This window comes from Dactylosporangium sp. CA-139114 (genome assembly GCF_050955725.1).
Classification (GTDB): Bacteria; Actinomycetota; Actinomycetes; order Mycobacteriales; family Micromonosporaceae; genus Dactylosporangium.
Genome location: NZ_CP192080.1, coordinates 5,274,554 through 5,297,678, shown reverse-complemented (window position 1 = coordinate 5,297,678; position 23,125 = coordinate 5,274,554). Strand labels below are relative to the sequence as shown.

At 75.0% G+C, this 23,125-nt stretch carries 25 protein-coding genes; 15 read left to right on the top strand and 10 right to left on the bottom strand.

The window, feature by feature from the left end:
- Positions 1–71: 71 nt before the first annotated feature.
- On the bottom strand, positions 72–452 hold the full coding sequence (locus ACQP2P_RS23285) for a MarR family winged helix-turn-helix transcriptional regulator (RefSeq protein WP_433604024.1): 381 nt from the start codon (positions 450–452) through the stop codon (positions 72–74).
- 83 nt (positions 453–535) lie between these two features.
- Here ACQP2P_RS23285 and ACQP2P_RS23280 point away from each other — a divergent pair, with 83 nt between their 5' ends.
- From ACQP2P_RS23280 to ACQP2P_RS23265, 4 genes are all read left to right on the top strand, one after another.
- Positions 536–958 (top strand): MarR family winged helix-turn-helix transcriptional regulator, encoded by a 423-nt coding sequence (locus tag ACQP2P_RS23280; protein WP_433604023.1) that lies wholly within the window; start codon positions 536–538, stop codon positions 956–958.
- A gap of 108 nt (positions 959–1,066) precedes the next feature.
- The gene (locus ACQP2P_RS23275; protein WP_433604022.1) at positions 1,067–2,263 is read left to right on the top strand and encodes an acyltransferase family protein; all 1,197 of its coding nucleotides are present in this window, start codon (positions 1,067–1,069) and stop codon (positions 2,261–2,263) included.
- A gap of 63 nt (positions 2,264–2,326) precedes the next feature.
- Complete coding sequence (locus ACQP2P_RS23270; RefSeq protein WP_433604021.1) at positions 2,327–2,848, top strand: SigE family RNA polymerase sigma factor; 522 nt, start codon at positions 2,327–2,329, stop codon at positions 2,846–2,848.
- Positions 2,845–4,110 carry a hypothetical protein gene (locus tag ACQP2P_RS23265; RefSeq protein ID WP_433604020.1) on the top strand — a complete coding sequence of 422 codons (1,266 nt, stop codon included), beginning with the start codon at positions 2,845–2,847 and terminating at the stop codon, positions 4,108–4,110. The genes ACQP2P_RS23270 and ACQP2P_RS23265 overlap by 4 nt, the downstream gene beginning before the upstream one ends.
- Before the next feature lies 1 nt (position 4,111).
- Here ACQP2P_RS23265 and ACQP2P_RS23260 read toward each other — a convergent pair whose 3' ends face one another.
- Positions 4,112–6,361, bottom strand: a complete 2,250-nt coding sequence (locus tag ACQP2P_RS23260; protein WP_433604019.1) for a S8 family serine peptidase — start codon at positions 6,359–6,361, stop codon at positions 4,112–4,114.
- A 113-nt stretch (positions 6,362–6,474) separates the two neighbouring features.
- Between ACQP2P_RS23260 and ACQP2P_RS23255 the strand changes: the two genes are divergently transcribed.
- The 3 genes from ACQP2P_RS23255 to ACQP2P_RS23245 are packed head-to-tail and all read left to right on the top strand — an operon-like array spanning position 6,475 to position 9,082.
- Entirely contained in the window at positions 6,475–6,864 is a 390-nt protein-coding gene (locus ACQP2P_RS23255; protein ID WP_433604018.1) for an NADPH-dependent FMN reductase, read from the top strand.
- The gene (locus ACQP2P_RS23250; RefSeq protein ID WP_433604017.1) at positions 6,861–7,958 is read left to right on the top strand and encodes an AAA family ATPase; all 1,098 of its coding nucleotides are present in this window, start codon (positions 6,861–6,863) and stop codon (positions 7,956–7,958) included. The genes ACQP2P_RS23255 and ACQP2P_RS23250 overlap by 4 nt, the downstream gene beginning before the upstream one ends.
- A 29-nt stretch (positions 7,959–7,987) precedes the next feature.
- On the top strand, positions 7,988–9,082 hold the full coding sequence (locus tag ACQP2P_RS23245) for a cytochrome P450 (protein WP_433604016.1): 1,095 nt from the start codon (positions 7,988–7,990) through the stop codon (positions 9,080–9,082).
- Here ACQP2P_RS23245 and ACQP2P_RS23240 read toward each other — a convergent pair.
- Positions 9,052–9,855 carry an SGNH/GDSL hydrolase family protein gene (locus ACQP2P_RS23240; RefSeq protein ID WP_433604015.1) on the bottom strand — a complete coding sequence of 268 codons (804 nt, stop codon included), beginning with the start codon at positions 9,853–9,855 and terminating at the stop codon, positions 9,052–9,054. The two genes, ACQP2P_RS23245 and ACQP2P_RS23240, sit on opposite strands and share 31 nt — an antisense overlap.
- 195 nt (positions 9,856–10,050) lie before the next feature.
- Here ACQP2P_RS23240 and ACQP2P_RS23235 point away from each other — a divergent pair, with 195 nt between their 5' ends.
- On the top strand, positions 10,051–10,638 hold the full coding sequence (locus tag ACQP2P_RS23235) for a hypothetical protein (protein WP_433604014.1): 588 nt from the start codon (positions 10,051–10,053) through the stop codon (positions 10,636–10,638).
- 105 nt (positions 10,639–10,743) lie between these two features.
- Here the strand turns inward: ACQP2P_RS23235 and ACQP2P_RS23230 are convergent, their stop codons facing one another.
- Positions 10,744–11,064 (bottom strand): PadR family transcriptional regulator, encoded by a 321-nt coding sequence (locus ACQP2P_RS23230; RefSeq protein WP_433604013.1) that lies wholly within the window; start codon positions 11,062–11,064, stop codon positions 10,744–10,746.
- Here ACQP2P_RS23230 and ACQP2P_RS23225 point away from each other — a divergent pair.
- On the top strand, positions 11,063–11,188 hold the full coding sequence (locus tag ACQP2P_RS23225; protein WP_433604012.1) for a hypothetical protein: 126 nt from the start codon (positions 11,063–11,065) through the stop codon (positions 11,186–11,188). The genes ACQP2P_RS23230 and ACQP2P_RS23225 overlap by 2 nt on opposite strands.
- A gap of 154 nt (positions 11,189–11,342) precedes the next feature.
- On the opposite strand, the gene ACQP2P_RS23220 is transcribed toward ACQP2P_RS23225, so the two are convergent.
- Positions 11,343–11,720, bottom strand: coding sequence for a winged helix-turn-helix transcriptional regulator (locus ACQP2P_RS23220; protein WP_433604011.1), 378 nt, complete (start codon positions 11,718–11,720; stop codon positions 11,343–11,345).
- 107 nt (positions 11,721–11,827) lie between these two features.
- On the opposite strand from ACQP2P_RS23220, the gene ACQP2P_RS23215 reads away from it, so the two are divergent.
- Positions 11,828–12,193, top strand: a complete 366-nt coding sequence (locus tag ACQP2P_RS23215) for a DoxX family protein (RefSeq protein WP_433604010.1) — start codon at positions 11,828–11,830, stop codon at positions 12,191–12,193.
- Between the two features lie 38 nt (positions 12,194–12,231).
- Here ACQP2P_RS23215 and ACQP2P_RS23210 read toward each other — a convergent pair whose 3' ends face one another.
- On the bottom strand, positions 12,232–13,350 hold the full coding sequence (locus tag ACQP2P_RS23210) for a M48 family metalloprotease (protein ID WP_433604009.1): 1,119 nt from the start codon (positions 13,348–13,350) through the stop codon (positions 12,232–12,234).
- A gap of 107 nt (positions 13,351–13,457) precedes the next feature.
- Between ACQP2P_RS23210 and ACQP2P_RS23205 the strand changes: the two genes are divergently transcribed.
- On the top strand, positions 13,458–14,378 hold the full coding sequence (locus ACQP2P_RS23205; protein WP_433604008.1) for a TerC family protein: 921 nt from the start codon (positions 13,458–13,460) through the stop codon (positions 14,376–14,378).
- On the opposite strand, the gene ACQP2P_RS23200 is transcribed toward ACQP2P_RS23205, so the two are convergent.
- Together ACQP2P_RS23200 and ACQP2P_RS23195 are read right to left on the bottom strand one after the other, a co-directional pair.
- Positions 14,344–15,225, bottom strand: a complete 882-nt coding sequence (locus ACQP2P_RS23200) for an LLM class flavin-dependent oxidoreductase (protein ID WP_433604007.1) — start codon at positions 15,223–15,225, stop codon at positions 14,344–14,346. The genes ACQP2P_RS23205 and ACQP2P_RS23200 overlap by 35 nt on opposite strands.
- 158 nt (positions 15,226–15,383) lie before the next feature.
- A complete protein-coding gene (locus ACQP2P_RS23195) occupies positions 15,384–18,209 on the bottom strand; it encodes a tetratricopeptide repeat protein (protein ID WP_433604006.1) in 2,826 nt (941 codons plus the stop codon).
- A 22-nt stretch (positions 18,210–18,231) separates the two neighbouring features.
- Here ACQP2P_RS23195 and ACQP2P_RS23190 point away from each other — a divergent pair, with 22 nt between their 5' ends.
- The 4 genes from ACQP2P_RS23190 (at position 18,232) to ACQP2P_RS23175 (ending at position 21,637) form a co-directional block, all read left to right on the top strand.
- Positions 18,232–19,260 (top strand): DNA glycosylase AlkZ-like family protein, encoded by a 1,029-nt coding sequence (locus ACQP2P_RS23190; RefSeq protein ID WP_433604005.1) that lies wholly within the window; start codon positions 18,232–18,234, stop codon positions 19,258–19,260.
- A gap of 179 nt (positions 19,261–19,439) precedes the next feature.
- The gene (locus tag ACQP2P_RS23185) at positions 19,440–19,991 is read left to right on the top strand and encodes a hypothetical protein (protein ID WP_433604004.1); all 552 of its coding nucleotides are present in this window, start codon (positions 19,440–19,442) and stop codon (positions 19,989–19,991) included.
- 97 nt (positions 19,992–20,088) lie between these two features.
- The gene (locus ACQP2P_RS23180; RefSeq protein WP_433604003.1) at positions 20,089–21,063 is read left to right on the top strand and encodes an aldo/keto reductase; all 975 of its coding nucleotides are present in this window, start codon (positions 20,089–20,091) and stop codon (positions 21,061–21,063) included.
- Between the two features lie 10 nt (positions 21,064–21,073).
- A complete protein-coding gene (locus ACQP2P_RS23175) occupies positions 21,074–21,637 on the top strand; it encodes a TetR family transcriptional regulator (RefSeq protein ID WP_433604002.1) in 564 nt (187 codons plus the stop codon).
- Between the two features lie 36 nt (positions 21,638–21,673).
- On the opposite strand, the gene ACQP2P_RS23170 is transcribed toward ACQP2P_RS23175, so the two are convergent.
- Positions 21,674–22,069: a (R)-mandelonitrile lyase gene (locus tag ACQP2P_RS23170; RefSeq protein ID WP_433604001.1), complete on the bottom strand. Its 396-nt coding sequence runs from the start codon at positions 22,067–22,069 to the stop codon at positions 21,674–21,676.
- An 11-nt stretch (positions 22,070–22,080) separates the two neighbouring features.
- A complete protein-coding gene (locus tag ACQP2P_RS23165; RefSeq protein ID WP_433604000.1) occupies positions 22,081–22,950 on the bottom strand; it encodes a zinc-binding dehydrogenase in 870 nt (289 codons plus the stop codon).
- Positions 22,951–23,125: the final 175 nt, after the last annotated feature.

Sequence of the window (23,125 nt, the reverse complement as noted above, 5' to 3'; positions counted from 1 at the left end):
CAGCGGCACCGGAACGTCAGCGGCACCGGAACGTCAGCGGCGCCAGAGACCTCCGGCAGCCCGTCACGGGCTCAGCCCGGCAGCAGGGCGTTCGCGCGGGTCAGCACCGTGTCGAGCACCCGGCCGGCGACGGCGAGGTCGGCCTCGGGCAGGTCGCCCCAGAGCCGGTGGGTGACGTCGAGGACGGCCGCGCGGACCTCGCGGAACACGTCGTGGCCGCGCTCGGTCGCCGCACCGGCGGCGTCGACCAGGCCACGCTCGGCGAGCTGCGCCACCAGCCGGTCGGCCGCGGCCTCGTCGACGTGCAGGGCGCCGGGGATCGAGCCGCCGCGGATGGTCAGGGTCAGCGCGACCCACTGCCGCTCGGTCAGGCCGGGGCCGGCCAGGAGCCGCTCGAGGATCGCGTTGAGCGCCTTCTCGGTGCGGCCGATCAGCTGCGTGCCGAAGTCCATGGGAACCCCTCCAATAATCGTTAGTGCGCCTAACGCAGACGCTAGACCGTTAGTCGCACTAACACAAGTGGTAGAGTGCGGCGGTGAGACGGCTGAGCTCCCTGCCGACCCGGCTGCTGTCGCTGGCCGCGATGCAGTCCGACCGGCGGGTCACCGAGGGCCTGGCGACGGCGGACGCGCGCAAGTGGCACTTCGCCGTGCTCGCCACGCTGGACGAGTCCGGCCCGGCCAGTCAGGCCCAGCTCAGCGAGCGCACCGGCATCTTCCGCAGCGACATCGTCGCGGTCGTCAACGAGCTGGCGCAGCGCGGGCAGGTCGAGCGGGCGCCGAACCCGGCCGACCGCCGGCAGAACGTCATCACGCTCACCCCCCGCGGCCGCCGGCAGCTGGCGACCCTGCACGGCCTGCTGGCCGAGGCCGAGGACGACGTCCTGGCCCCGCTGAGCCCGGCCGAGCGGGCCGAGCTCGTCCGGTTACTGACCGCGATCGTCCGGCCGCACGACTAGCATCCACGCCCGGCAAGGGGCGGCGGCGTCCACGTCCGGGGTCGGCGGGTCGGCCAGGTCTCGGCGAAGCGCCCGCGGGCGCGCCGGCCGGCGGCCACCATGTCGTCTGTGACGTTGCCTGCCGGTCGTGATCGCTATCTGGACGTGCTGCGCGCCGTGGCGATCGCCCGGGTCGTGGTGTTCCACATGTTCAGCGTGGTGTGGCTCAGCTGGGCCTTCCCGGCGATGGGGCTCATGTTCGCCCTGGGCGGATCCCTCATGGCCGCGTCGCTGCAGCGCTCGGCGGTGCGGGCGGTGACCGGCCGGGTCCGGCGGCTGCTGCCCGCGCTGTGGGTGCTGGCGGCGGTCGTGGTGCCCGTGATGCTCTGGCACGGCTGGACGACGGCCGACCCGAACGGCCGCGACCTGCGGCTGCTGGTGTTCTGGCTCGTGCCCCTCGCCGACCCGCCCGGCAGCGCCTGGGCCGGTGACGCGACCGTGGTGCTGTGGTACCTGGTGACGTACCTGTGGCTGGTCCTGCTCTCGCCCCTGGCGTGGCGGCTGTTCCGCCGGCTGCCGGTCGTCGCGACGGTGCTGCCGCTGGCGGTGCTGGCCGCCACCCAGCTGGCGCCCGGGCACGCGGGCCTGGACCTGCTCGGCTGGCGGGCCGGGGCGGTGGTGGTCGACGTGGCCACCTTCGGGTCGTGCTGGATGGCGGGGTTCGCCCACCGCACCGGCGCGCTGCGCCGCCTGCACCCGGCGGCGCTGGCCGCACTGGCCGGCGGCTGCATCACGGCCGGTGCCGCCTGGGCGTTCACCCACCCGCCCGAGGACGGCGCCGGCAACCTCAACGACATCCCGCTCGCCCAGGGGCTCTACTCCCTCGGCTTCGCGATCCTGCTGCTGCGGGCCGCGCCGGCGATGCGATGGCTGCGGCGGGTCCCGCTGCTGGACCGCGCGGTCACGCTGCTCAACGCCCGGGCGGTGACCATCTACCTCTGGCACAACATCGCCATCGCGCTGTGCTTCTGGGTCGGTGACCGGCTGCACGTGTGGCAGCTCGGGCCCGCCACCGAGCCGGGGTACTTCGCCGTGGCCCTCGTCCTGCTCTGCGTGCCAGTGCTGGTGCTGGGGCCGGTGGAGGACCTCGCCGCGCGCCGCCGCCCGGCGCTGCTGCCGGCCCAGCGCACCGCCGCCGCCGCCGACCGTGCCCCCGCCCACGTCCCCGCCCACGCCGCGGCGCCGGGCCGGGAAGCGATGGCGCGGCGGCCGAGCGTGCCCACCGGCCCGCCGGGCGTCGGCGACAATCGGCCGCGGAGGTGCTAAACCCCGCCGGCCGCCGCGCGCGTCTACTGGGCGGACATCGCCCACGGAGGGGAGACGGCGCGGGTGCGGGTCGACGATGAGCGGGAGTACGTCGAGTACGTGCGGGCCCACCTGCCCAGGCCGCACCGCGTCGCGGTGCTGGTGCTCGGGGACCGCGACCGCGCCGAGGACGCGGTGCAGAACGCGCTGACGACGCTCTACAGGCGCTGGTCCAAGCGGGGTGAGGTGGCCAGCCTCGACGCGTACGTGCACTCGATGGTCGTGCGCGCCTGCCTGTCGGATCAGCGGCGCCCCTGGGCGAGGGTGTTCCTGCGCGGGTCGCCGCCGGACCGGGAGGTCGACGCGGCCACGGGGGCGGTCGACGACCGGCTCGCGGTGCGCCAGGCGCTGCGCCGGCTGCCCGAGCGGCAGCGGCTCGTCGTGGCGCTGCGGTTCCTGTGCGACATGTCGGTTGCCGACGTCGCGCAGGTGCTCGGCCGCTCCGAGGGCACGATCAAGGCGCAGACGTCGGTGGCGCTGCGCACGCTGCGGGAACTGTTCGAGGCGTCGTCGCGCGCCGAGCTGCCGGCGAGGAGGTCAGCGTGAGCCCCGAGGAAGTGCTGCGGTCGTACGCCGGGCAGGACGTCACCCCGACCCGGATGAGCGCCGACGACGTCCTCGACGCCGCGAAGGCCCGCATCCGCCGGGGCCGGACCCGGGTGGCCGTAGTCGCCGGGGTCGCCGCGCTGCTCGTGCTGGCGGGCGTGGCGTTCGCGCTGCCGTCGCGCCGGCCGGATCGCGGTCTGCCGGCCGTACCACCGTCGGGCAACCCGTCGGTGAGCGGCTCGGCCCGGGCCTGGCCGCCCGCGGTCACGACGCCCGGGGCGCCCCTGTCGTGCACGGCGCAGGCGCTGCCGGAGATGGCCGGCACCACGCCCGACGGCCGCGTGCTGCGGGCCATCGACCCGAGCGGGCGATGGATCGTCGGCAACTCGAAGATCGGCCTGCTGGTCTGGCACGACGGCCAGGTCAGCAACCCGCCCGCGGCCCGGAACTTCGTGCCGGCCGCCGTCGACGCGCAGGGCACCATCGGCGGCTACGAGAACCTCGCCGACCACCGCAGGGTCGCGGCGCTCTTCCAGGGCGGCCGGGTCGTGCGGCTGCCGCTGCCGAACGACGCCGTCTCCAGCGAGGTGACGGACCTCGACGCCCACGGCAACCTGCTCGGCACCGCCGAGCTCGACGGCCACCAGGGGACGATCCCGGTGCTGTGGCCGGGCGCGAAAGGCCCGGTGCCGCTGGTCACGCCGCCGCGGCTGCGGTGGGAGTTCCCCGACGTGCCGCGCCCGAGCGGCATCAACGGCGACGGTGTCATGGTCGGCCACGTGTACCTGCCGCCGGCCGCCGACGGGGGTCGCACACCGGCGGCCTACCGCTGGAACCTCGACGGCGGGGGCGCGCTGCTCGACGCGCCGACCGGGGAGCCGAGGCTGATCGCGGGCGACTGGGTCGTCGGAGCCGGCTATGTCGGGGCGGACCTGGGGCTGCGCGGACACCGGCTGCCGGCCGACTACGGGCAGAGCGGCCGGCCGAGCGTGCGCTGGAACATGCGCACGGGCACGGCCGACGCGATGGGCCCGTTCACGGCCTTGGCGCTCAGCGAGAACGGGCGGGCCGTCGGCGTGCGCGACACGAAGGACTATCAGCCGGCCGTGTGGAGCGACGGCACCGTCACGCCGCTGCCGCTGCCCGGCGCGGCCGCCGGGTTCATGTACTACGCCGACATCTCCGCGGACGGCCGGACGGTCGTGGCCACCGTGCGCGACGGTGACCACGGCCCGTACGCGATCGTCAGGTGGGCCTGCTGAGTCAGGCCGTGATGTCGACGTAGTCCGACCAGCCGCCGGCGTAGTACTTGTAGTACCCGTGCCCGTCCTGGGCCAGGGTGTACACCTCGGTGGTGCCGAACCGCGGGTTGTACAGCACCGACGGGCTGCCCGCGGTGGCGCCGCCGAGGTTGTTCCACCCTGACCAGCCGCCGAGGTAGTACACGTACTGCAGCTGGTTCGACGGCGTGTGGACGTAGACCTCGGTGGTGCCCGAGGACCGGTTGTAGACCACGCCCGGGTCCTGGTCCAGGGTGCCGCCGAGGCCGGTCCAGCCGCTCCAGCCGCCGAGGTAGTAGACGTAGGACAGCTGGTTGCCCGACGTGCGCAGGTACACCTCGGTCGTGCCGTACTTCGGGTTGTAGAGCACCGCCGGCGTGCCCTGCACCGAGCCGCCCAGGCCCGTCCACCCCGACCAGCCGCCGAGGTAGTAGACGTAGGCCAGGCCACCGCCGGTCACCGCGTACGCCTCCGTGGTGCCGAACTTCGGGTTGTAGAGCACCCCGGGATCGCCGGTGAGCGCCCCGCCCAGGTCCGTCCAGCCCGACCAGCCGCCGGCGTAGTACACGTAGGCCAGCGAGTTCGCCGACGTGCGGGCGTACACCTCGGTCGTGCCGTACGTCGGGTTGTAGATGACCGCCGGATTCCCCGCGAGGGAGCCGCCGAGGTCGATCCACGGCGACCAGCCGCCGGAGAAGTAGCGGTAGCCGAGATGGTTGTTCGACAGCCGCGCGTAGACCTCGGTCGTGCCGAACCTCGGGTTGTAGAGCACCGCGGGGTCGCCGGTGATCGGGCCGCCGAGATCGGTCCACGACGACCAGTCGCCGGACCAGTACGCGTACATGAGGTGGTCGCTGTTGTCGGAGCGCGCGTAGACCTCGGTCGTGCCGTAGCGCGGGTTGTAGAGGTTCTGCAGCTTCCCGACCGGCCGCGACGGCTCGCCCTGGCGCACGTAGAGCAGCCGGTTCGGGGTGGCCGCGGCGTAGTGGGCGGGCACCGCCGCCATCCGCAGCGCGCCGACCGTCGAGTCCTGGACCAGCGCGTTGCGCACCTGCGCCGGGGTGTACGCGGGGTGCGCCTGCAGGATGAGCGCGGCCGCGCCGACCACGTACGCCGCCGCCATCGAGCTGCCGCTCATGGTCTTCAGGGCCACGTCCGAGTCCTTGCCGATCCCGGGCACGTCCTCGCCGGGTGCGTAGATGTCGACGCACGGGCCGTAGTTGGCGTAGAAGTCGGGGTCGTCGTAGTACGTCGAGGAGGACACGACGATCGCCTCGGTGACCCCGGTCGGCGAGAAGGAGCAGGCGTCGTCGCCGTAGTCGTTGAAGTCCCCGGCCGGGATCACCCAGGTCAGACCGGACGCGATCGAGCGGCGCACGGCCGCGTCGATGATGACGGTCTTGCCGTAGAGCCCGTCCAGCTCCACGACGGCCGGGCGCTGGGCGGAGGCGGTGACCCAGTCGACGCCGGCCACGACCTCGGAGACGTAGCCGCGGCCGCTGCAGTCGAACACCCGCACGGCGACCGGCTTGGCCAGCTTGGCGACGCCGTACGTGGTGCCGGCGACGGCCCCGGCGGACCAGGTGCCGTAGCCCTCGCAGTCGTTGGCGTCGGCCGGGTCGTTGCTGTTGTCGACGTTGGCGGGGGTGTCGTTCGGGTTCTTGACCCGGTCCACGAAGTTGCGGCCGTAGGTGGCCCGGCCGCCGAGGTCGTTGTGGCTGATGCGGATGCCGCCGTCGATCAGGTACGTGCTGACGTCCGGCCCGGCGTTCGGGTAGTCGAAGGACCCGTCGATGCTGCGCTCATGGTGGTCGATGCGGTCGAGGGCCCACGTCGGCCCGCTCTGCGTGCCGCGCGGCCGCACGTCGGGGCGGGTCGAGCGCCGCGTCAGCACGTTGCGCTCGACGCGCTCGACCTCGGGGGCGGCGGCGAGCTGCCGCGCGCGGGCCTCGTCGAGGCCGTCGACGGCGAAGCCCTTGACGGCGCTGCTGTACCGCTCGTGCACCGTCCCGCCGAAGCGCTGGGCGAGCGCCGTGGCGCGCTGGGCCACGAGGTCCGCGGGGTTCCCGGCGCTCTGGGCGCCCGCGGCGTCCTTGAGCATGACGACGTAGCCGTGCGCCTCCGCCGACGGGTCGCCGTGGACGATCCCCTCGGCCGCGGCCGCGTTCGCCGACGCGCCGATCCCGCCCGCGGCCACCAGCACCGCCGCGAGGACGCCGAGCCTGCCCACCATCGCCATCACCTCATGCCACTATATGACTACTCTGCGTGACAGTAGCAGAGCGCCGGCGGTACCACCCTCACGGCGGTCTGGATGCGCCCGCCGGGACCGGCGACGGTGGCGGCATGGCCGATCTCGCCGGCGTGGAGCGGCCGCTCGGGCTGCCGGCGGTGCCGCCGAAGTACGCCGGCGAGCAGTACCCGCGCCCGGCCGGGATGGCCCCGCTGACGGCCGCGCTCGAGCGGGCCGACGCCTTCATGATCGTGACGCCCGAGTACAACCACAGCTACCCGGCCGCCCCGAAGGCCGCGATCGACGGGCACTTCACCCACCGGACCGCGAAGCCGGGTCGCGTTCGTGAGCTACGGCGAACCCCTCGACGCCGAGGCGGCCGGCTGCGCCAGGACGCTGCTCGACCAGCTCGCCCGGTGGTCGGGCGCCCTGCGCACGGCCCGCGCCGCGGCACCCTACCCGGCCTGACTCCCCGGTCGATCCCTCGTATCCTGCGAGGGTGACCGTCGCCGGGAGCCCGTCACCGATCGCGTGGTACGGCGGGAGCTTCGTGTACTACGACGAGCCCGAGCCGGGGCCGACCGAGGAGGAGCTCGACGCCGCCGCCGCGCTCGCCCGCGAGCGGCGCCGGGCCGGGTTCACCCCGGAGAGCTTCGGCCCCGAGCCCGGGCCGCGCTCGCGCACCGGCGTCGTGCTGGGCCGGTTCCTGCCGGTGCACGAGGGCCATCGGTACCTCGTCGAGTTCGCCCGCGCCCACGCCGAGCGCGTGCACCTCTTCGCGCGGGTCGCGCCCGACGACCCGATCCCGTGGCCGGTGCGCCGGGAGTGGATGCGCGAACTGTTCCCGGACCTGCCCCTCACCGCGATCGGCGGCGAGCAGGACGAGTGGGTGCCGCGCATCCTGGCCGAGGTTCGCCCCGACTACCTGTTCAGCGCCGAGCCCTGGGGCCCCGGGTTCGCGGCGCGGCTCGGGGCCCGGTTCGTCGGCGTCGACCGCCTGGCCGTCCCGGTCTCCGGCACGGCGGTGCGCAACGGGCCGTGGGACTACGAGCGCTACCTGCCGCCGCCCGTCAAGGCCTGGTACACCCGCCGCGTCTGCCTCATCGGCGCCGAGTCGACCGGCAAGACGACCCTGGCCCGCGACCTCGCGCGGCAGTTCGACACCGTGTGGCTGCCCGAGCGCCTGCGCGGCCTGGACCCCGGCTTCGGCCCCGCCGACCTCGCCCTCGCCGCGCACGGGCAGCGCGCCGCCGAGGAGGCGCTGGCCCGCCGGGCCCGGGTCGCGCTGTTCTGCGACACGGACCTGCTCTCCGCCCGGCTGTGGAGCGAGCGGCTGTTCGGGGCCGCGCCGCCCTGGCTGGCCGAGGCGGCAGAGCGGCAGACGCAGCATCTGTACCTCCTGTGCGCTGCGGACCTGCCGTACGCGGGCGACGAGCGGCACAACACCCCCGCCGAGCGCCGCGACTTCCACGCCGCCGCCGAGCGCGAGCTGATCCGCCTGGGCCGCCCGTACGTGGTGCTCGAAGGCGACTTCCCCGCGCGCTACGCGAAGGCTGTGGAGGCGGTGCGCGACCTGCTGGCCCCGCGCCGGGCATGACCCGGGCCCCGACGACCTGGGACCGGAGCGTGACCCGGGGACCGGGCCTGACCTGGGACCCGCGGCTGCGCCGGTTCGTGCTGACCGGTTACGCCGAGGTGGCCGCGGTGCTGCGGGACCCGGTCACGTTCTCCTCGGCCGTGGCCCCGCCGGTCCCCGCCGCCGACCGGGACCTGCTCGCCGGCTTCGCCGCCTGGTCCGCGCGCTGGCTGTTCTTCCTGGACCCGCCGGATCACACGGCACGGCGGGCGCCGGTCGCCCGTGCCCTGGCCCCGAGCGCGATCGCGCCCCTGGCCGGGCCCGTCGCCGCGCTGGCCCGGCGACTGCTGGCGGACCTGCCCGGCCCCTCGTTCGACGCCCTCGCGGACTTCGCGCACCCGCTGGCGGCCCGGGTCGTCGCCGGCCTGCTGTGCGCGCCGGGCGAGGCGACGGAGGCGTTCCTGGCCCGCGCCCGGACGCTGGAGCGCGCGGACGCGGACGCCCACGACCCCGGCGCCCGCCGGGCCGGCCTGCGGGCGATCGCCGGGCTGACCCCGGCGTCGTTCTCGCCCACGGCGCCGATCCCGTCGGCGCTGCGGGCGGCCTGGGGCGAGTCCGACCCGCACGTGCCCGCGCACAGCGCGATGCTGCTGTTCGCCGGCGTCGAGACGACCCAGAACCTGATCGTGAACACCCTGCACGCGATGCTGAGCACCGGCTCGTGGCCGGCCCCGGCCGCCGCCGCGGTGGAGGAGGGCGCGCGGTTCGCCCCGCCGGTCCTGGGCGTCCTGCGCCGCACGACCCGCGCGGTCGAGCTGGCCGGCCGCACGCTGCCGGCGGGCGCCGACCTGGTGGCCATGACGGCCGCGGCGAACCGCGACCCCGCGCGCTTCGCGGAGCCGGACCGCTTCGACCCGGACCGCAGCCCGAACCCGCACCTGTCCTTCGGCCTGGGCCGGCACTACTGCCCCGGCGCCGAGCTGAGCCGCCAGACCGCGCGCGCGGCGCTGGCGGCCCTGCTCGACGCCTTCCCGAGGCTGGAGCTCACCGAGCCCGACCCGCCGTGGCGGGACCACGACCCGATCGTCCACGCCCCGAAGCGGCTGCTGGTCGCTCAGCCGGCCGCGGAGCGGAACACCGGGTAGTAGCCGCCCGACTGGCCGGCGGCCGTCGGGTGGTACGAGACGGTGAGGTTGACGTAGTTGAGCGCGTGCAGCCACTTGTCCCCGTAGCTGCACAGCTGGTGCCCGACGAACGCGGAGCGCACGTCGGCGAACGTGAAGCCGGCCGCGGCGGCCGCCGTCTTCGTGGTGTCGTCGAGCAGGTTGATGCCCTCGTTGATCTTCGCCCGGGAGTTCGCGCTGAGCCCGACGCAGATCGTGCCGAGCTGGTAGAACACCGGGTATCCGACGACCACGACCCGCGCCGAGGGGGCCTTGGCCCTGATCGCCTTGTAGACGTTGCCGAGCTTGCCGGGCAGCTCGGTGCGGACCTTGGTCTCCGCGGCCGACACGGCGGCGACGCAGTCCGCCTCGCCCTGCAGCACGCAGGTGGTCATGATGCTGGTGAAGCCGACGTCGTTGCCGCCGATGGTGACGCTCACGAGGGTGGTGCTCGACGTCAGCGACGACACCTGGCTGTTGATGACGTCGGCGGTGGTCGCGCCCGAGCAGGCGACCGACTTGTAGGCCGCGGGCTTGACGTTGGCGTTGTAGAGGGCGGGGTAGGCGTTGGTACTGCGCTGGCAGGAGCCGCTCTCGGCGGTGTAGCTGTCGGCCCCGACGCCGGAGGCGTAGGAGTCGCCCAGGGCGACGTACCGGTCGGTCGCGGCCGCATTGGCGGGCGCCGCGAGGGCGAGCACGACGCCGAACCCGGCGGCCGCGCTGAGGACGATGGAAACGAGACGGGGTCTCCGCACTTCGTACTCCCAGGGGAATGAGGAGCGTAGTCCGGAGATTGATATCAAGCTATCTATGTCCGCGTGAAGATCGTCTTTCGCCAATCGATCAAACGCACAAAAGCCGCGAAGCCCCGCTCACCGCCCCCGACCGGCGCGTCGTCGACCTGGAGCTTCCGGGCACGGTCCCGCCCCGCCGCGATGGAGAATGGTGGGGTGATCTGGTGGATCGGCGGAGCACCGTGCTCCGGCAAGTCGACGGTCGCGGGGCTGCTCGCCCGCGCGCGGGCCCTGCCGCTCTACTCGTGCGACGACGCGTTCGAGCGCCACGGCGGCCCCACCTTCGACAAGGTCCGGGCGATGAGCGTCGGCGAACGGCTCGCGCAGCCCGTCGAGGTGCAGGTCGAGGACGTCTTCCGGCTCGGCCGCGAGGAGTTCCCGGCCATCCTCGCCGACCTGCCCGAGACCGGGATCGCCGAGGGCGCGGCCCTGCTGCCGGAGCTGCTCGACGCGCACGGCGTGCCGCGCGACCGGGCCGTGTTCGTCGTGCCGACCGAGGAGTTCCTGCGGCGGCAGTACCGTCGCCGGGCGTGGGCCCGCGAGCTCGTCGCGGGGACCGCGGACCCCGAGGGCGCGTTCGACCGGTGGATGGAGCGCGACGCGACGTTCGCCCGGCTCGTCGCCGACCAGGCGCGCGACCTCGGCTACCCGGTCGTCACCGTCGACGGGTCCGAGGGGGTCGAGGACATCGCGGCGGCCGTCAGCGTGCTGTTCGACTGGCGGCGCGAATCCGCGCGGCCGTGACGCAGCCGGCCAGCACCGGGAGCATCCCCGGACCGGGGTTCAGGGCGTCCGCGACGTCCCGCCCTCGGCCGCGATCGCCGAGCAGCAGCACCGCGAGGCGGCGGGTCACCACGCCGGCCTCGGCTCGCCCGCCGGGCCGGCGGCGTCGCCGAGCTGGGCGCGCAGCGCCGCGAGCGCCTGGCGGGCCTGCGCCACGCCCTGCGCGGTGAGCCGGTAGAGCCGCCGCGCGGGACGGCCGGCCGCGGCCGGCTCGACGGCCTCCCAGCGCCGCTCCAGCCAGCCGGCCTCGGTGAGCCGCGTGAGGATCGGATACAGCGTCCCGCTGGCCAGCCCCGCGGCCCGCATGAGCTCGAGGCCGTAGTGATCGTCCTCGGGCGCGGCGAGCAGGGCCGCCAGCACTCGCGCCGTCGGCACGGTGATGCGCATGGACGTGACGATATCGCCGCTCTACATAGGGGCCGGCGTGCCCCGGCCCGCGCCCGGCGCGACCCCGCTCGGCTGGGCGCGGCACTTCGCCCGGGACGCGACCATCGCCCTGCTCAGCGTCTGACGACCCGCGCGACCGCCACCACCCCGCCGCACGGTGCTCGCCGCGGCCGCGCCCGCGCCCGCCGACGTGGTGCGCTCCGCCGTCTCCGTGGTCGGCGACGACAGCGAGGTCGGCGAGGCCGACCGCACCGCCGCCCTCGGGCAGCGGCGCCGGGTCAGCCGGACCGGTGCTCGTAGGCGGCGCGGCTGGCCTCGATCTGCGGGACGTGCTGCATCGCCCAGCCCGCGAGCGCGAGGGCCGGCGGCAGCAGGCTGCGTCCCATGGCGGTCAGCGTGTACTCCACCCGCGGCGGCACCTCCGCGTGCACCACGCGCGTGACCAGCCCGTCGCGCTCCAGGTGGCGCAGGGTCAGCGTGAGCATGCGCTGGGAGATGCCCGGGATCTGCCGGTGCAGGTCGGTGAAGCGCAGCGTGTCCTGGTCGAGGGTCGCCACCACGAGCAGCGTCCACTTGTTGCAGACGTGGTCCAGGATGGCGCGGATCGCGCGGCCGCCGTCGCCGCGGATCATGCACGGGTGGAAGTACTCGTCCACGACAGCTCCTTGTGCCTCACGCACACGCGTGTGCCTTTTGTACGCCCTCCGACAGTGACGCATCATGAGGTCCCTTACAAACAGGAACCATCCTGGTGGAGGCCGTCATGGAGCTCGCATACTGGATCGTCGGCGGTCTGCTGGCGCTGTTCTACCTGTACGCCGGCGGCAAGAAGGCCGTCCAGAGCAAGGAGCGGCTCCGGCCGATGATGGGCTGGGTCGACACCATCCCGATGCCGCTCGTGCGCGCCATCGGCGCGCTGGAGGTCGCCGGCGCGCTCGGGCTGATCCTGCCGCCGCTGACCGGGATCGCGCCGGGGCTCGCGGTCGCCGCGGCGGCCGGGCTGGTGCTGATCCAGGTCGGCGGCATCGTGACGCACGTGTCCCGCGGCGAGGCCCGCCTGATCGGGCTCAACATCGGGCTGCTGGTCGCCGCGGGCGTGGCCGTCTGGCTCGGGACGGTCTGGCTGTAGCCGTCACGCGTGCGGCCCGGTGCGGCCCGGGGGCCGAGTCAGAGCAGCTTGAGGGTGCGGGCCGAACGCGCACTGGCCTCGGCCAGCTCCGCGTCGATGCGCTCGTTGCGGTCCGGCGGCACGACGAGCGCGGCCGGCTCGCCGCCCAGCGCCTCCATGGCCCGCGACCGCAGGCCGTTCGGCGGGTGCGAGTCGAACAGCGAGACCCGCTCCAGCGACGCCTCCCGCCGCGCCGGCAGGTTGGGCCCGACCTCGACGAGCAGCTTGGCGATCGACTCCGGCCATTGCGCGAGGGGCCGCCCGGCGCGCGCGTTGCGCTTGATGAGCATCAGGACGCTGTCGCTCAGCAGCAGCACGTCGAACAGTTCTGCCGCCGCGACCCGCCCGGCCACGGTCGCGGCGAGCCGGTCCGCGCGGTATTCGGCCCGCTGCCCGTCGCGCACCGCGAGCAGCGCCATGCCGAGCCGCAACGGCAGGATCGCGGCCCGCAGCACGCCGGTCACGAGCGCCATCACGATCCGCGTGGCGAACGAGGCCGTACCCATGCGCACCGGCACGAGCCACGCGTCGACCCGCTGCAGCGCGACGACCGCCGGCGCCACCAGCAGGCCGCGGCGCGGGTCGCCGTTGACGAAGTGCCCGAGCTCGTGGCCGAGCAGGGCGACCCGCTGCTGGGCCGAGAGCGCGTTCCACAGCGGCAGCCCGATCACCAGCACGGGCCGGTGGCGCAGCCCGGCCGCGGTTGCGCTCGCGTTGAACACGTCCTCCTCGACGTAGACGGCGGGCACCGGGGCGCCCAGGACCGCCGCCACCTCACCGACCAGCCGGTGCAGCTCGGGGGCGGCGGCCGGGGTGACCTCGGTCGCGTACTTCGGCACCCGTCCGAACCGCGGCCGCAGCTCCACCGCCATGGCGATCAGCACCACCCCCGGCACGAGGCCGAAGCCGGGGAACGACAGGCTGCTCAGCCACAGGCCGAGGGCCAGGATCGCGGCGATCAGCGCGTACAGCACCAGGCTCATGACGGTGAGCAGCGCCGACGCCGCGGTGCCGCCCGGGCGGCCGGCGAGCTGCGCCTCGAACGCGCTACGGCTGTGCCGCAGGGCCAGGCGGTGCGACGAGCGGCCGATCCAACGCCACAGGCGATCCGGAGTCACGGCGTCGAATCATGCCCTATGCGCCGCGGAAGCGGCAGAGCACGCCGGCGGGAGTTCGGCGAGCGCATACCGGCCTCGGCCGACCCCGCGCTGTAAGGTGGTCGGTCGTGACCGTCTCCGCCTGGGTCTGGGCCGCGACGCTGGCCGGCGTGGGCGGGATGCTGCTGATCGATCTCGCCATCGTCGGCCGGCGGCCCCATGAGCCGTCGATGCGGGAGTCGGCCGTGTGGGTCAGCGCCTATGTCCTGCTCGCCCTGCTCTTCGGACTGTTCGTGCTGTCGATGTGGGGGCGCGACGCGGGCGGAGCGTTCTACGCGGGCTGGCTGACGGAGTACAGCCTGTCGGCCGACAACCTCATCGTCTTCGTGATCATCATCGGCCGGTTCCGGGTGCCGCGGGAGCAGCAGCAGCGCGTGCTCATGGTCGGCATCGTGCTCGCGCTCGTGCTGCGCGGCGCGTTCATCGCCGCCGGGGCGGCCGCGATCAGCCGCTTCTCGTGGGTGTTCTACATCTTCAGCCTGTTTCTGGTCTACACCGCGGTGAAGATGGCCACCCAGGGCGAGCCCGACGGCGACGGGTTCCGCGAGAACCCCCTGGTGCGCTGGTCACGCCGGCTCATCGGGCCGTCCGTCGTGGTGCTCATCGCGATCGGCACGACCGACCTGATCTTCGCGCTCGACTCCATCCCCGCCGTGTTCGGGCTCACCGCCGAGCCCTACCTGGTCTTCACCGCCAACGTGTTCGCCCTGATGGGGCTGCGGCAGCTGTACTTCCTGGTCGGCGGCCTCCTCGACCGTCTCGTCTACCTGTCGCTGGGCCTGGCGGTGGTCCTGGGCTTCATCGGCGTGAAGCTGTTCCTCGAGGCGCTCGCGGACAACTCCCTGCCCTTCGTCAACGGCGGCGACCCGGTGCGGTGGGCGCCGCACATCGGCATCCCGCCCTCCCTCGGCGTCATCATCGGCACCCTGACCGTCACCACGGTCGCCTCGCTGGTCAAGTCGCGGCGGGACGCGCGGCCAAGCCGGTGAGGAGCTCGTCGGCGACCCACCGGGCCACGCCGGCCGGGTAGGGCGCGGGCGGGCTGAGGATGATGTGACCGAACCCGGCCGCGACGGCCGCCGCGATCGCCTCGCGGGTGGGCTCGGGCCGCTCGTAGGACTCGACGGGCAGGTGCATCGAGCGCGTGATCTCGGCCGGGTCGCGGCCGATCTCGGCGCAGTACTCGTCCAGCATCGCGCTGCGCCGCACGCAGTCGGCGAGGTCGCCGCCGGGGATGTTCCAGATGTCGGCGTGCTTGGCGACCTGCCGCAGCGTCGCCCTGGCCCGGCCGCCGACGAGGATCGGCGGGTGCGGCCGCTGCACGGGCTTGGGGTTGCCGAACGCGCCCGTGAGGTGGACGTGGCGCCCGGCGAAGTCGAACGGCTCGTGCTCGGTCCACAGGCGACGGATGACCGTGCAGGCCTCGTCGAGCCGCTCGGTGGCGTCGGCGGCGCCGAGGTACGGCAGCCCGTTGCCGTCGTACTCGCGCCGCGCGAGCGGATGGCCGGGCCGCGACCCGACCCCGATGCCGAAGTCGAGCCGCCCGCCGGACACGATGTCGACGGTGGCGGCGATCTTCGCGAGCATCGCGGGCGGCCGGAACCGGTTGCTGGTGACGAGCAGCCCGAGGCGCAGCCGGCCGGTCTGGGCGGCGAGCGCCGAGAGCAGCGTCCAGCCCTCGAAGATCGGCCCGGCGGGATCGCCCCCGATCGGCATGAGGTGATCGAACAGCCAGGCGTGCTCGATCTGCTCCACCGCGTCGGCTTCCCGCCAGACGCGCACGATGTCGGCGTACTCGACCTGCATGGGCGCGGTCATGATCCCGAAGCTCACCACGGGCGGCCTCCCTCGACGCATACGGAACCCGGTTCCGTTCACCATACGGAACCGGGTTCCGGTTGCCAAGCCCGGCCTTGAGCGTTTCTTGAGCGGGTCTTAGGGGCGGGCGGCGATGATCGTCGGCAACGGGGGAACCGGCGTACGCGTACGCCGGTTCAGGAGGTCAGGTTCTGTACGGCGGCGGCAACCCGCTCGGCGTCGGGCAGTGCGAGGTCCTTGTAGATGGCCAGGGCGTGCCGCCAGTGGCGCACGGCCTGGTCGTGGTCGCCCGCGGCCGAGGACAGCGCGGCCAGGCCGTCGTGCGCGACGGCCTGCTCGTGCCGGTCACCGAGGCCGCGGGCCAGGTCCAGGGCCTCGGCGTGGCTCGCGCGGGCCGTGTCGGCGTCGCCGGCGGCCCGGGCCGCGGCGCCCAGGCCGTTGAGCACCTCGATGCTCAGGGGCTGCTCGCCGATGGCGCGGCACACGGCCAGGGCCTGACGGTGATGCTCGACGGCCTCGGCGAACCGTCCGAGCTCGCGCAGGGCCAGGCCCAGGTTGTTGAGCGCGTCGGCCTCGCCGGCTCGTTCGCCGACGGAACGGTACAGCCGCAGCGCCTGCGCGTGGCAGTCGAGGGACTCGCCGGGCCGGCCGAGCCGCTGGTGGCTGATGCCGAGGTTGTTCAGCACGTCGGCCTCGCCGCTCGGGTCGCCCTCGGCGCGCATGAGGTCCAGGGCGGCCAGGTGGGCGGCGACCGAGGCGTCGAGCTCGCCGGCCATGCGGTGCCCGACGCCGAAGTAGGTGAGCTGGACCGCCTCGCCGTAGCGGTCGCCCGTCTCGCGGAACAGGTCCAGGGCGGCCTGGTGGTGCTCCCGCGCGGCCAGGTAGTCGCCGAGCCGCCACACCACGACGCCGAGGCGGCTGCAGGCCCAGCCCTCGCCGCGGCGGTCGCCGGCGGCGCGGTACAGCCGCAGCGCCTCCCGATGATGCCGCTCCGCCTCCTCGAACTCGCCGGCCCGGCGCAGCGCCACGCCCACGTTGTCCAGCGCGGCGGCCTCGGCGGCGGTGTCGCCCGCGGCCCGGGCCGCGTCCCGCGCCGCCGTGTGCACGATGCGCGCGTCGGCGGCGTGGTCGCGGTCGAGGTAGCGCTGCAGCAGCCCGGCCAGTGCGATCGCCGGCCCGGGGCGCCCCGCGGCGGCCACCGCCACGAGGTTCGCGCGTTCGAGGTCGAGCCAGGCGCGCCCGGCGCCGAACAGGTCCTCGGTCGCGGTGCGGGCACCCTCGACGTAGTGCCCGAAGAGGCGGTCCAGGGCCGGTTCGCGCTCGTCGGCGGGCACGAGCTCGGCGGCGAAGGCGTGCAGGAGGTCGTGGAAGGCGTACCGCCCCGGGACCGTCTCGGCGAGCAGGTTCGCGGCGACGAGCTCCCGCAGCGCGGCTCCGGCTGGGTGCCCGGCCAGCGCCGCGGCCGCGGCCGTGGCGATGTCGGCGCCGGGGTTGAGCCCGAGCAGCCGGAACAGGCGCGCGGCGGCCGGGTCGAGCCGGTCGTACGACCACCGGAACACGCTGCGCACGTCCGCGCCGGGCTCGCCGACGCTCAGCGCGTCCAGCCCCTCGGCGCCGAGCGACACCGCGAGGTCCTCCAGCGAGGACCGGGCCGCCCGTGCCGAGACGATCGCCAGCGCGAGCGGCAGCCCGGCGCAGCGGCGCACGATCACGTCGGCGGCGGCGCGCTCGCGCTCGACCCGGTCGGCGCCGAGCCGGCGGGCCAGCAGCGCCCGGCCCTCGGCGGCGTCGAGCGGGTCGAGGTGCACGAGGTCGGCGCCCTCGACGGCGACGAGCCCGGCGAGGCCGTGGCGGCTGGTGACGATCGCGAGGCACCCCGGCGAGCTGGGCAGCAGCGGGCGCACGTGCTCGGCGTCGCGGGCGTTGTCGAGCAGCACGAGCATGCTGCGGTCGGCGAGCAGGGTGCGGTAGAGCGCCGACTGCGCGTCGAGGCCGGCGGGCACGCGGCCGGCCGGCACGCCCAGCGCGGTCAGGAAGCCGTCGAGCGCGGCCTCGGCCGGCAGCGGGGCGCCGCTGGGGTGGAAGCCGCGCAGGTTGACGTACAGCTGCCCGTCCGGGAACCGGGCCCGCACGCGGTGCGCCCAGTGCACGGCGAGGGTCGTCTTGCCCACGCCCGCGGTGCCCGAGAGCGCGACGACGGCGCCGTCCTGCGCCCCGAGCTCGTCCAGCCGCGCGAGGACGTCGGCCCGTCCGGCGAACCGGCGCGCGCCGGCGGGCAACTGGGCGGGCTGCTGCGTGGGCAGGAGCAGGCGGCGGTGCACCTCCCGCGGCTGCGGGGCGGGCGGCTGCGCGGGCAGGAGCAGGCGGCGGTACACCTCCTGCAGCTCCGGCCCCGGGTCGACCCCGAGCTCGTCGGCGAGGCGGTCCCGCACGGTCCCGTAGTGGGCCAGCGCCTCCGCGCCCCGCCCCGCGGCGTGCAGGGCCCGCAGCAGCGCCGCGGCGAGCGGCTCGACCAGCGGGTACTCGGCCGCGAGCGCGCCCAGGGCGTCCAGGTCGGCGCCGGTGCGCGCCCAGGCGACGGCGGCGTCGACGCGGCGGCGGTGCCAGGCCGCGCGCACCGAGTCGGCCCACTCCCCCGCCACGTCCTCGAGCGGCTGGCCGCGCCACAGCGCGAGCGCCTCGCCGGGCCGCCCGGCGCGGGCCAGCTCGGCGAACCGGTGCAGGTCCACGGCGTGCGGGGCGACCTCGGCGACGTACCCGCCGGCCCGGTGCCCGATCGGCACGGGCAGGCGGCGCAGCTGGGAGACGTACACCTGAATCGCGTGCCGGGCCCGCGCCGGCGGCCGGTCGCCCCAGACCCGCTCGACCAGCGAGTCGGCGGGCACCACCCGGCCGGCGTCGACGAGCAGGGCCGCGAGCAGTGCCCGCTGCCGCGGCTGGCCGGGGTCGAGCGGCCGCCCCCCGGCCGTGAGCGCGATCGGGCCGAGCAGGCGGATCTCCACCCGGCTACCGTAACGTAGGCCCGTGATAACGCTCTCCCGCGCCGACGCCCGCCGTCTCGCGGTGCGCGCCCAGCTGCTCGGGGCCGAGCGTCCGACCGGGTTGTCCGACACCGTGCGCGCGCTGTGGGAGCTGCAGAACGACCCGGCGTCGTACGTCGCCCGCAGCGCCGATCTCGTGCTGTGGAGCCGCCTCGGCTCGTCATACGACCCGCAGTGGCTCCGCGACGCGCTCGAGGAGCAGGCGCTCATCGAGCTGCAGGGGATGATCCTGGTGCCCGAGGACGTCGCGCTGTTCCGCGCGGAGATGGACGCCTGGCCGGTGCACGACTGGCAGGAGGGGCTGAGCGTCTGGGTGGAGGCGAACACCGGCTGCCGGCTCGACATCCTGGCCCGGCTGCGCGCCGACGGCCCGCTGCCGGCGCGGGCGCTGCCGGACACCTGCGTGGTGCGGTGGCGCTCGTCCGGCTGGAACAACAACCGCAACGTGAACCGGATGCTGGACGCGCTCATCCAGCGCGGCGAGGTGGCCGTGGCCGGGCCGCGCCTGTACGACCTCGCGGAGCGGGTGTACCCGGACGTGGAGGTCCCGTCGCTGCAGGAGGCGCGGCACGAGCGCGACGTGCGCCGGCTGCGCTCGCTCGGCATCGCCCGCGGCGGTTCGGCGGGCGAGCCGGCCGTCGTCGACGGGGTCAGGGGCGAGTGGCGCGTGGACCCGGCGGTGCTGGATTCCCGATTTTCCGGTCGTACCGCCCTGCTCTCGCCCCTGGACCGCCTGGTCTATGACCGCAGGCGCATGACCGAGCTGTTCGAGTTCGACTACCAGCTGGAGATGTTCAAGCCGGCCGCGAAGCGCCGCTTCGGCTACTGGGCGCTGCCGATCCTGCACGGCGACCGGCTCGTCGGCAAGCTCGACGCGGCCGCCGACCACCGCGCCGGGGTCCTGCGGGTGGACGCGGTGCACGAGGACGCGCCGTTCCCCAAGCGCCTGGCCGCTGCGGTGCGGGCCGAGATCGCGGACCTCGCGGCGTGGCTGCGGCTCGACCTGGCCTGAACCGCGGGCGCGCCGCCCTGGCCCCGGGTGTGCGCCGGCATGGACCTCGCGGCGCGCGCGGGTCACGTCCGGCCTTTCGCACGCTCGCGGGCACGCGGCGGTGCCGGCACCGGGGCCGGCGGGTGTGGATCAGCTCTCACCAGCCCTCGCCGGGCGCCGCGACCAGGCATGATCTGGCGGTGAGCGCCGCATCCGAGGGACTGGTCGAGATCGTGTCCGGGGACCTGCGCGTGGCCGTGGCAGCGGCGCCGCCGGCGATGCTGGGGCTGTACCGCCGCCACGCCGAGCTCGTCGAGGACTTCCCCGGCGACGAGGCGGACGGGTTCGTCTTCGCCGCGGTCGGGGACGGCACGCACGACTGGCCCGCGCTCGTGGTCACGCAGCGGTACTCCCCCGCCGGGCCCGGCTTCCCGCCCGGCGTGCTGCTGGTGCCGAAGCGGCGGCAGGTCTTCGTCGGCGCCGGGACGCGGCTGCTCGCGTACGAGGCGCGCTCGGGCGCCTGGCGGCGGCAGTGGCAGGACGAGGCCGCGCTCGGCTTCTGGCAGTGGCGGCGGCACGGGCGCGTGGCCCTGATGTCGGCCGAGCTGGAGCTGGGCGCGTGGACGACCGACGGCGAGAAGCTGTGGTCCGCGCCGGTGCAGCCGCCGTGGTCCTACCGCGTCGACGCCGGTGAGGTCGTCCTCGACGTGATGGGCGAGGTCCGCACGTTCGGCCTCACGACCGGCCCCTGACGGCGCGGACCGGCGCCGGGTCGTGTACCGATCGCCCGGCCGGGCGTTCAGATTACAAAATTTGAAATCTGTAACCCGCGCCGGTAGCGTCGGCCGCATGCAGATGCGGCGACTCGGCACCCAGGGCCCCCTCGTGCCCGCGATCGGCCTCGGCTGCGGCCCGATGTCCCAGGGCACGCCGGACGACGACGCGAGCGTGGCCACCGTCCGCGCGGCGATCGACGCGGGGATCGCGCTCATCGACACCGCCGACTTCTACGGCAACGGCCACAACGAGGACCTGCTGCGCCGGGCCCTGCGCGCCGGCGACCGCGAGCGGGTGGTGCTCAGCGACAAGTTCGGCGGCCTGCGCGACCCGGCCGGCCGGTTCATCGGCCTCGACGCGCGCCCCGTGCACGTCAAGAGCGCGCTCGGCTACTCGCTGCGGCGCCTCGGGACCGAGTACATCGACATCTACCGCCCGGCCCGGCTCGACCCCGCGGTGCCGATCGAGGACACGGTGGGCGCGATCGCCGAGATGATCGAGGCCGGCTGGGTGCGCCACGTCGGCCTGTCCGAGGTCGGCGCCGAGACCATCCGCCGCGCCCACGCGGTGCACCCGGTCGCCGACGTCCAGATCGAGTACTCCCTCTTCGCCCGCGGCCCCGAGCGCGCCATCCTCGACACGTGCCGCGAGCTGGGCATCGGCGTCACCGCCTACGGCGTGCTCGCGCACGGGCTGCTGACCGGGGCGTACCGCGGCGACTCGGGCGAGACCGGCCACCTGCCCTGGTTCGGCGCCGACAACCTGGCCGCGAACCTGGCGCTCGTGCAGCGGCTGCGCCCGATCGCCGACGACCTCGGCGTGTCGATCGCGCAGCTGGCCGTCGCGTGGGTGCTGTCGCGCGGCGAGTCCATCGTGGCCCTCGTCGGCGCCAGCCGCCCGTCCCGCGTCGGCCCCGCCGTGGCCGCGGCCGCGCTGGAGCTCGACCGCTCGCGGCTCGACGCCATCGAGGCCGCGGTGCCGCCCGGATCCGTCTCCGGCACCCGGTACGCGGCACCGCTCATGGCGATGCTGGACAGCGAGCGCTAAGGTCGCTCGCGTGCTGGACGCCGAGACGATCATGCTGGCCACCGAGGACGTCCTGCGCCGCCACGGCCCGGCGAAGGCGACCGTCGTCGACGTGGCCCGGGCGCTCGGCGTCAGCCACGCGGCGGTGTACCGCCACTTCCCGTCGAAGGCGGCCTTGCGCGAGGCGGTGACCCGGCGCTTCGTGGGACGCTCCCTGCCCGCCCTGGCCGCGATCGCCGGCGACGCGGCCCTCGCCCCGCCGCAGCGCCTGCGGGCGTGGCTGTCGGAGATGTTCGCCTCGAAGCTCGCCCTGGCCGGCTCCGACCCCGAGCTGTTCGCGACCTACCGGGTGCTGGCCGCGGAGCACAACGCGGTCGCGTCCGAACACGTCGCGGCGCTGCTCGAACAGCTCGAGTCGATGGTCGCGGCCGGCTTCGCGTCGGGCGACTTCACCGGCACCGACGCGGCGGCCGCGGCCCGGACGGTCTTCTGGGCCTCCGCCGCGTTCCACCACCCCGCCCTCGCCGCCGAGTGGAGCGGCCGCGAGGACGCCTTCGCCGACGTCTGCACCCTCATCGTCAACGGCCTGCGCTGAGCCCCGCCGGACCGCTGCCACCGGGCCGTGCGGGGTTCAGACCGCGCCGTACTGCTCGTCGGTGACGTGTTCGAGCCATTCGACGACCTGCCCGTCCCGCACGCCGGTGAGCGCCAGGTGCGTCATCGGGCCGTCCGGGCCGGCGCCGTGCCAGTGCTTGACGCCCGGCGGGCACCACACCACGTCCCCGGCCCGGAACTGCTCGACCGGACCGCCCCACTGCTGGGTGCGGCCCACGCCGTCGGTGACGACGAGGCGCTGCCCGCCCGGGTGGACGTGCCAGGCGGTCCGGGCGCCCGGGGAGAAGGTCACGGCCCCACCGGTGTACGGCGCGGCGTCCTGCGCCCCGAAGAGCGGCTGGATCCGCACCTCGCCGGTGAAGGACTCGGCGGGGCCCGGGGCAGACGGCTGCGATCCACTGCGAGTGATCATGTTCTGCTCCTTCACGGCTGCAACAGCACCTTGATCGCCCGGCGCTCGTCCATGGCACGGTACCCCTCGGGGGCCTGGTCGAGCGGCAGCGTGAGGTCGAACACCCGGGCCGGGTCGATGGCCCGTTCGATGATCAGGTCGATCAGCTCGGGCAGGAAGCGGCGCACCGGGGCCGGGCCGCCGTGCAGGTGGACGTGGGAGAAGAACAGCTCCGAGCCGGGCAGGGCGACGTCGTGGGCGACGCCGACGTAGCCGACGTGCCCGCCGGGGCGGGTCGCGCGGATCGCCTGCATCATGGACTCCTGGGTGCCGACCGCCTCGATGACCGAGTGCGCGCCGAGGCCGCCGGTGAGGTCCTTGATCCGGGCGACGCCCTCGTCGCCGCGCTCGGTGACGACGTCCGTGGCGCCGTAGGCGCGGGCGATCTGCTGCCGGTCGGCGTGCCGGCTCATGGCGATGATCCGCTCGGCGCCGAGCTGCCGCGCCGCGAGCACGCCGAGCAGGCCCACGGCGCCGTCCCCGACGACCGCGACGGTCTTGCCCGGCTCGACCTGGGCGGCCACGGCGGCGAACCAGCCGGTGCCGAGGACGTCCGACGCGGCGAGCAGGCCGGGGATCAGGTCGTCGGCGGGGAGGTCCGGGGTGGCGACGAGGGTGCCGTCGGCGAGCGGGACCCGCAGGTACTGCGCCTGCGCGCCGAGCCCGCCGATGCCGACCCTGTGCACACACGAGCTCTGGTAGCCGGCCCGGCAGATCTCGCACGTGTTGTCCGAGGAGCCGCAGACGCAGCTGGCGGAGAGCCGGATGATCGCGTCGGCCGGCTCGGCGATCCGGGGATCCTCGCGCTGCTCGACGCGGACGTCACGGGGCGCGTACAGCATGGCTCCTCGCACGGCGGTGGTTCCTTCCGGTTCGGTGCAGCGGTGGCCGCGGCCTGTCTCGACGGCCACGACACCCAGCCGGCCCGGTCCGGCGACTACCTCGTCTCCCGCCGGGCAAACTCACCCCCGCTCCCGATCGCCGGGCGAGCCTGCGACGCGTCCGTCAGCCGGGCCC

What these genes read in the sequence shown, in the direction of transcription:
- ACQP2P_RS23285 (WP_433604024.1), bottom strand. Translation starts at nt 452, where the DNA reads ATGGACTTCGGCACGCAGCTGATCGGCCGCACCGAGAAGGCGCTCAAC.
- ACQP2P_RS23260 (WP_433604019.1), bottom strand. Translation starts at nt 6,361, where the DNA reads ATGGTGGGCAGGCTCGGCGTCCTCGCGGCGGTGCTGGTGGCCGCGGGC.
- ACQP2P_RS23255 (WP_433604018.1), top strand. Translation starts at nt 6,475, where the DNA reads ATGGCCGATCTCGCCGGCGTGGAGCGGCCGCTCGGGCTGCCGGCGGTG.
- ACQP2P_RS23225 (WP_433604012.1), top strand. Translation starts at nt 11,063, where the DNA reads ATGGACGTGACGATATCGCCGCTCTACATAGGGGCCGGCGTGCCCCGG.
- ACQP2P_RS23230 (WP_433604013.1), bottom strand. Translation starts at nt 11,064, where the DNA reads ATGCGCATCACCGTGCCGACGGCGCGAGTGCTGGCGGCCCTGCTCGCC.
- ACQP2P_RS23215 (WP_433604010.1), top strand. Translation starts at nt 11,828, where the DNA reads ATGGAGCTCGCATACTGGATCGTCGGCGGTCTGCTGGCGCTGTTCTAC.
- ACQP2P_RS23180 (WP_433604003.1), top strand. Translation starts at nt 20,089, where the DNA reads ATGCAGATGCGGCGACTCGGCACCCAGGGCCCCCTCGTGCCCGCGATC.
- ACQP2P_RS23170 (WP_433604001.1), bottom strand. Translation starts at nt 22,069, where the DNA reads ATGATCACTCGCAGTGGATCGCAGCCGTCTGCCCCGGGCCCCGCCGAG.
- ACQP2P_RS23165 (WP_433604000.1), bottom strand. Translation starts at nt 22,950, where the DNA reads ATGCTGTACGCGCCCCGTGACGTCCGCGTCGAGCAGCGCGAGGATCCC.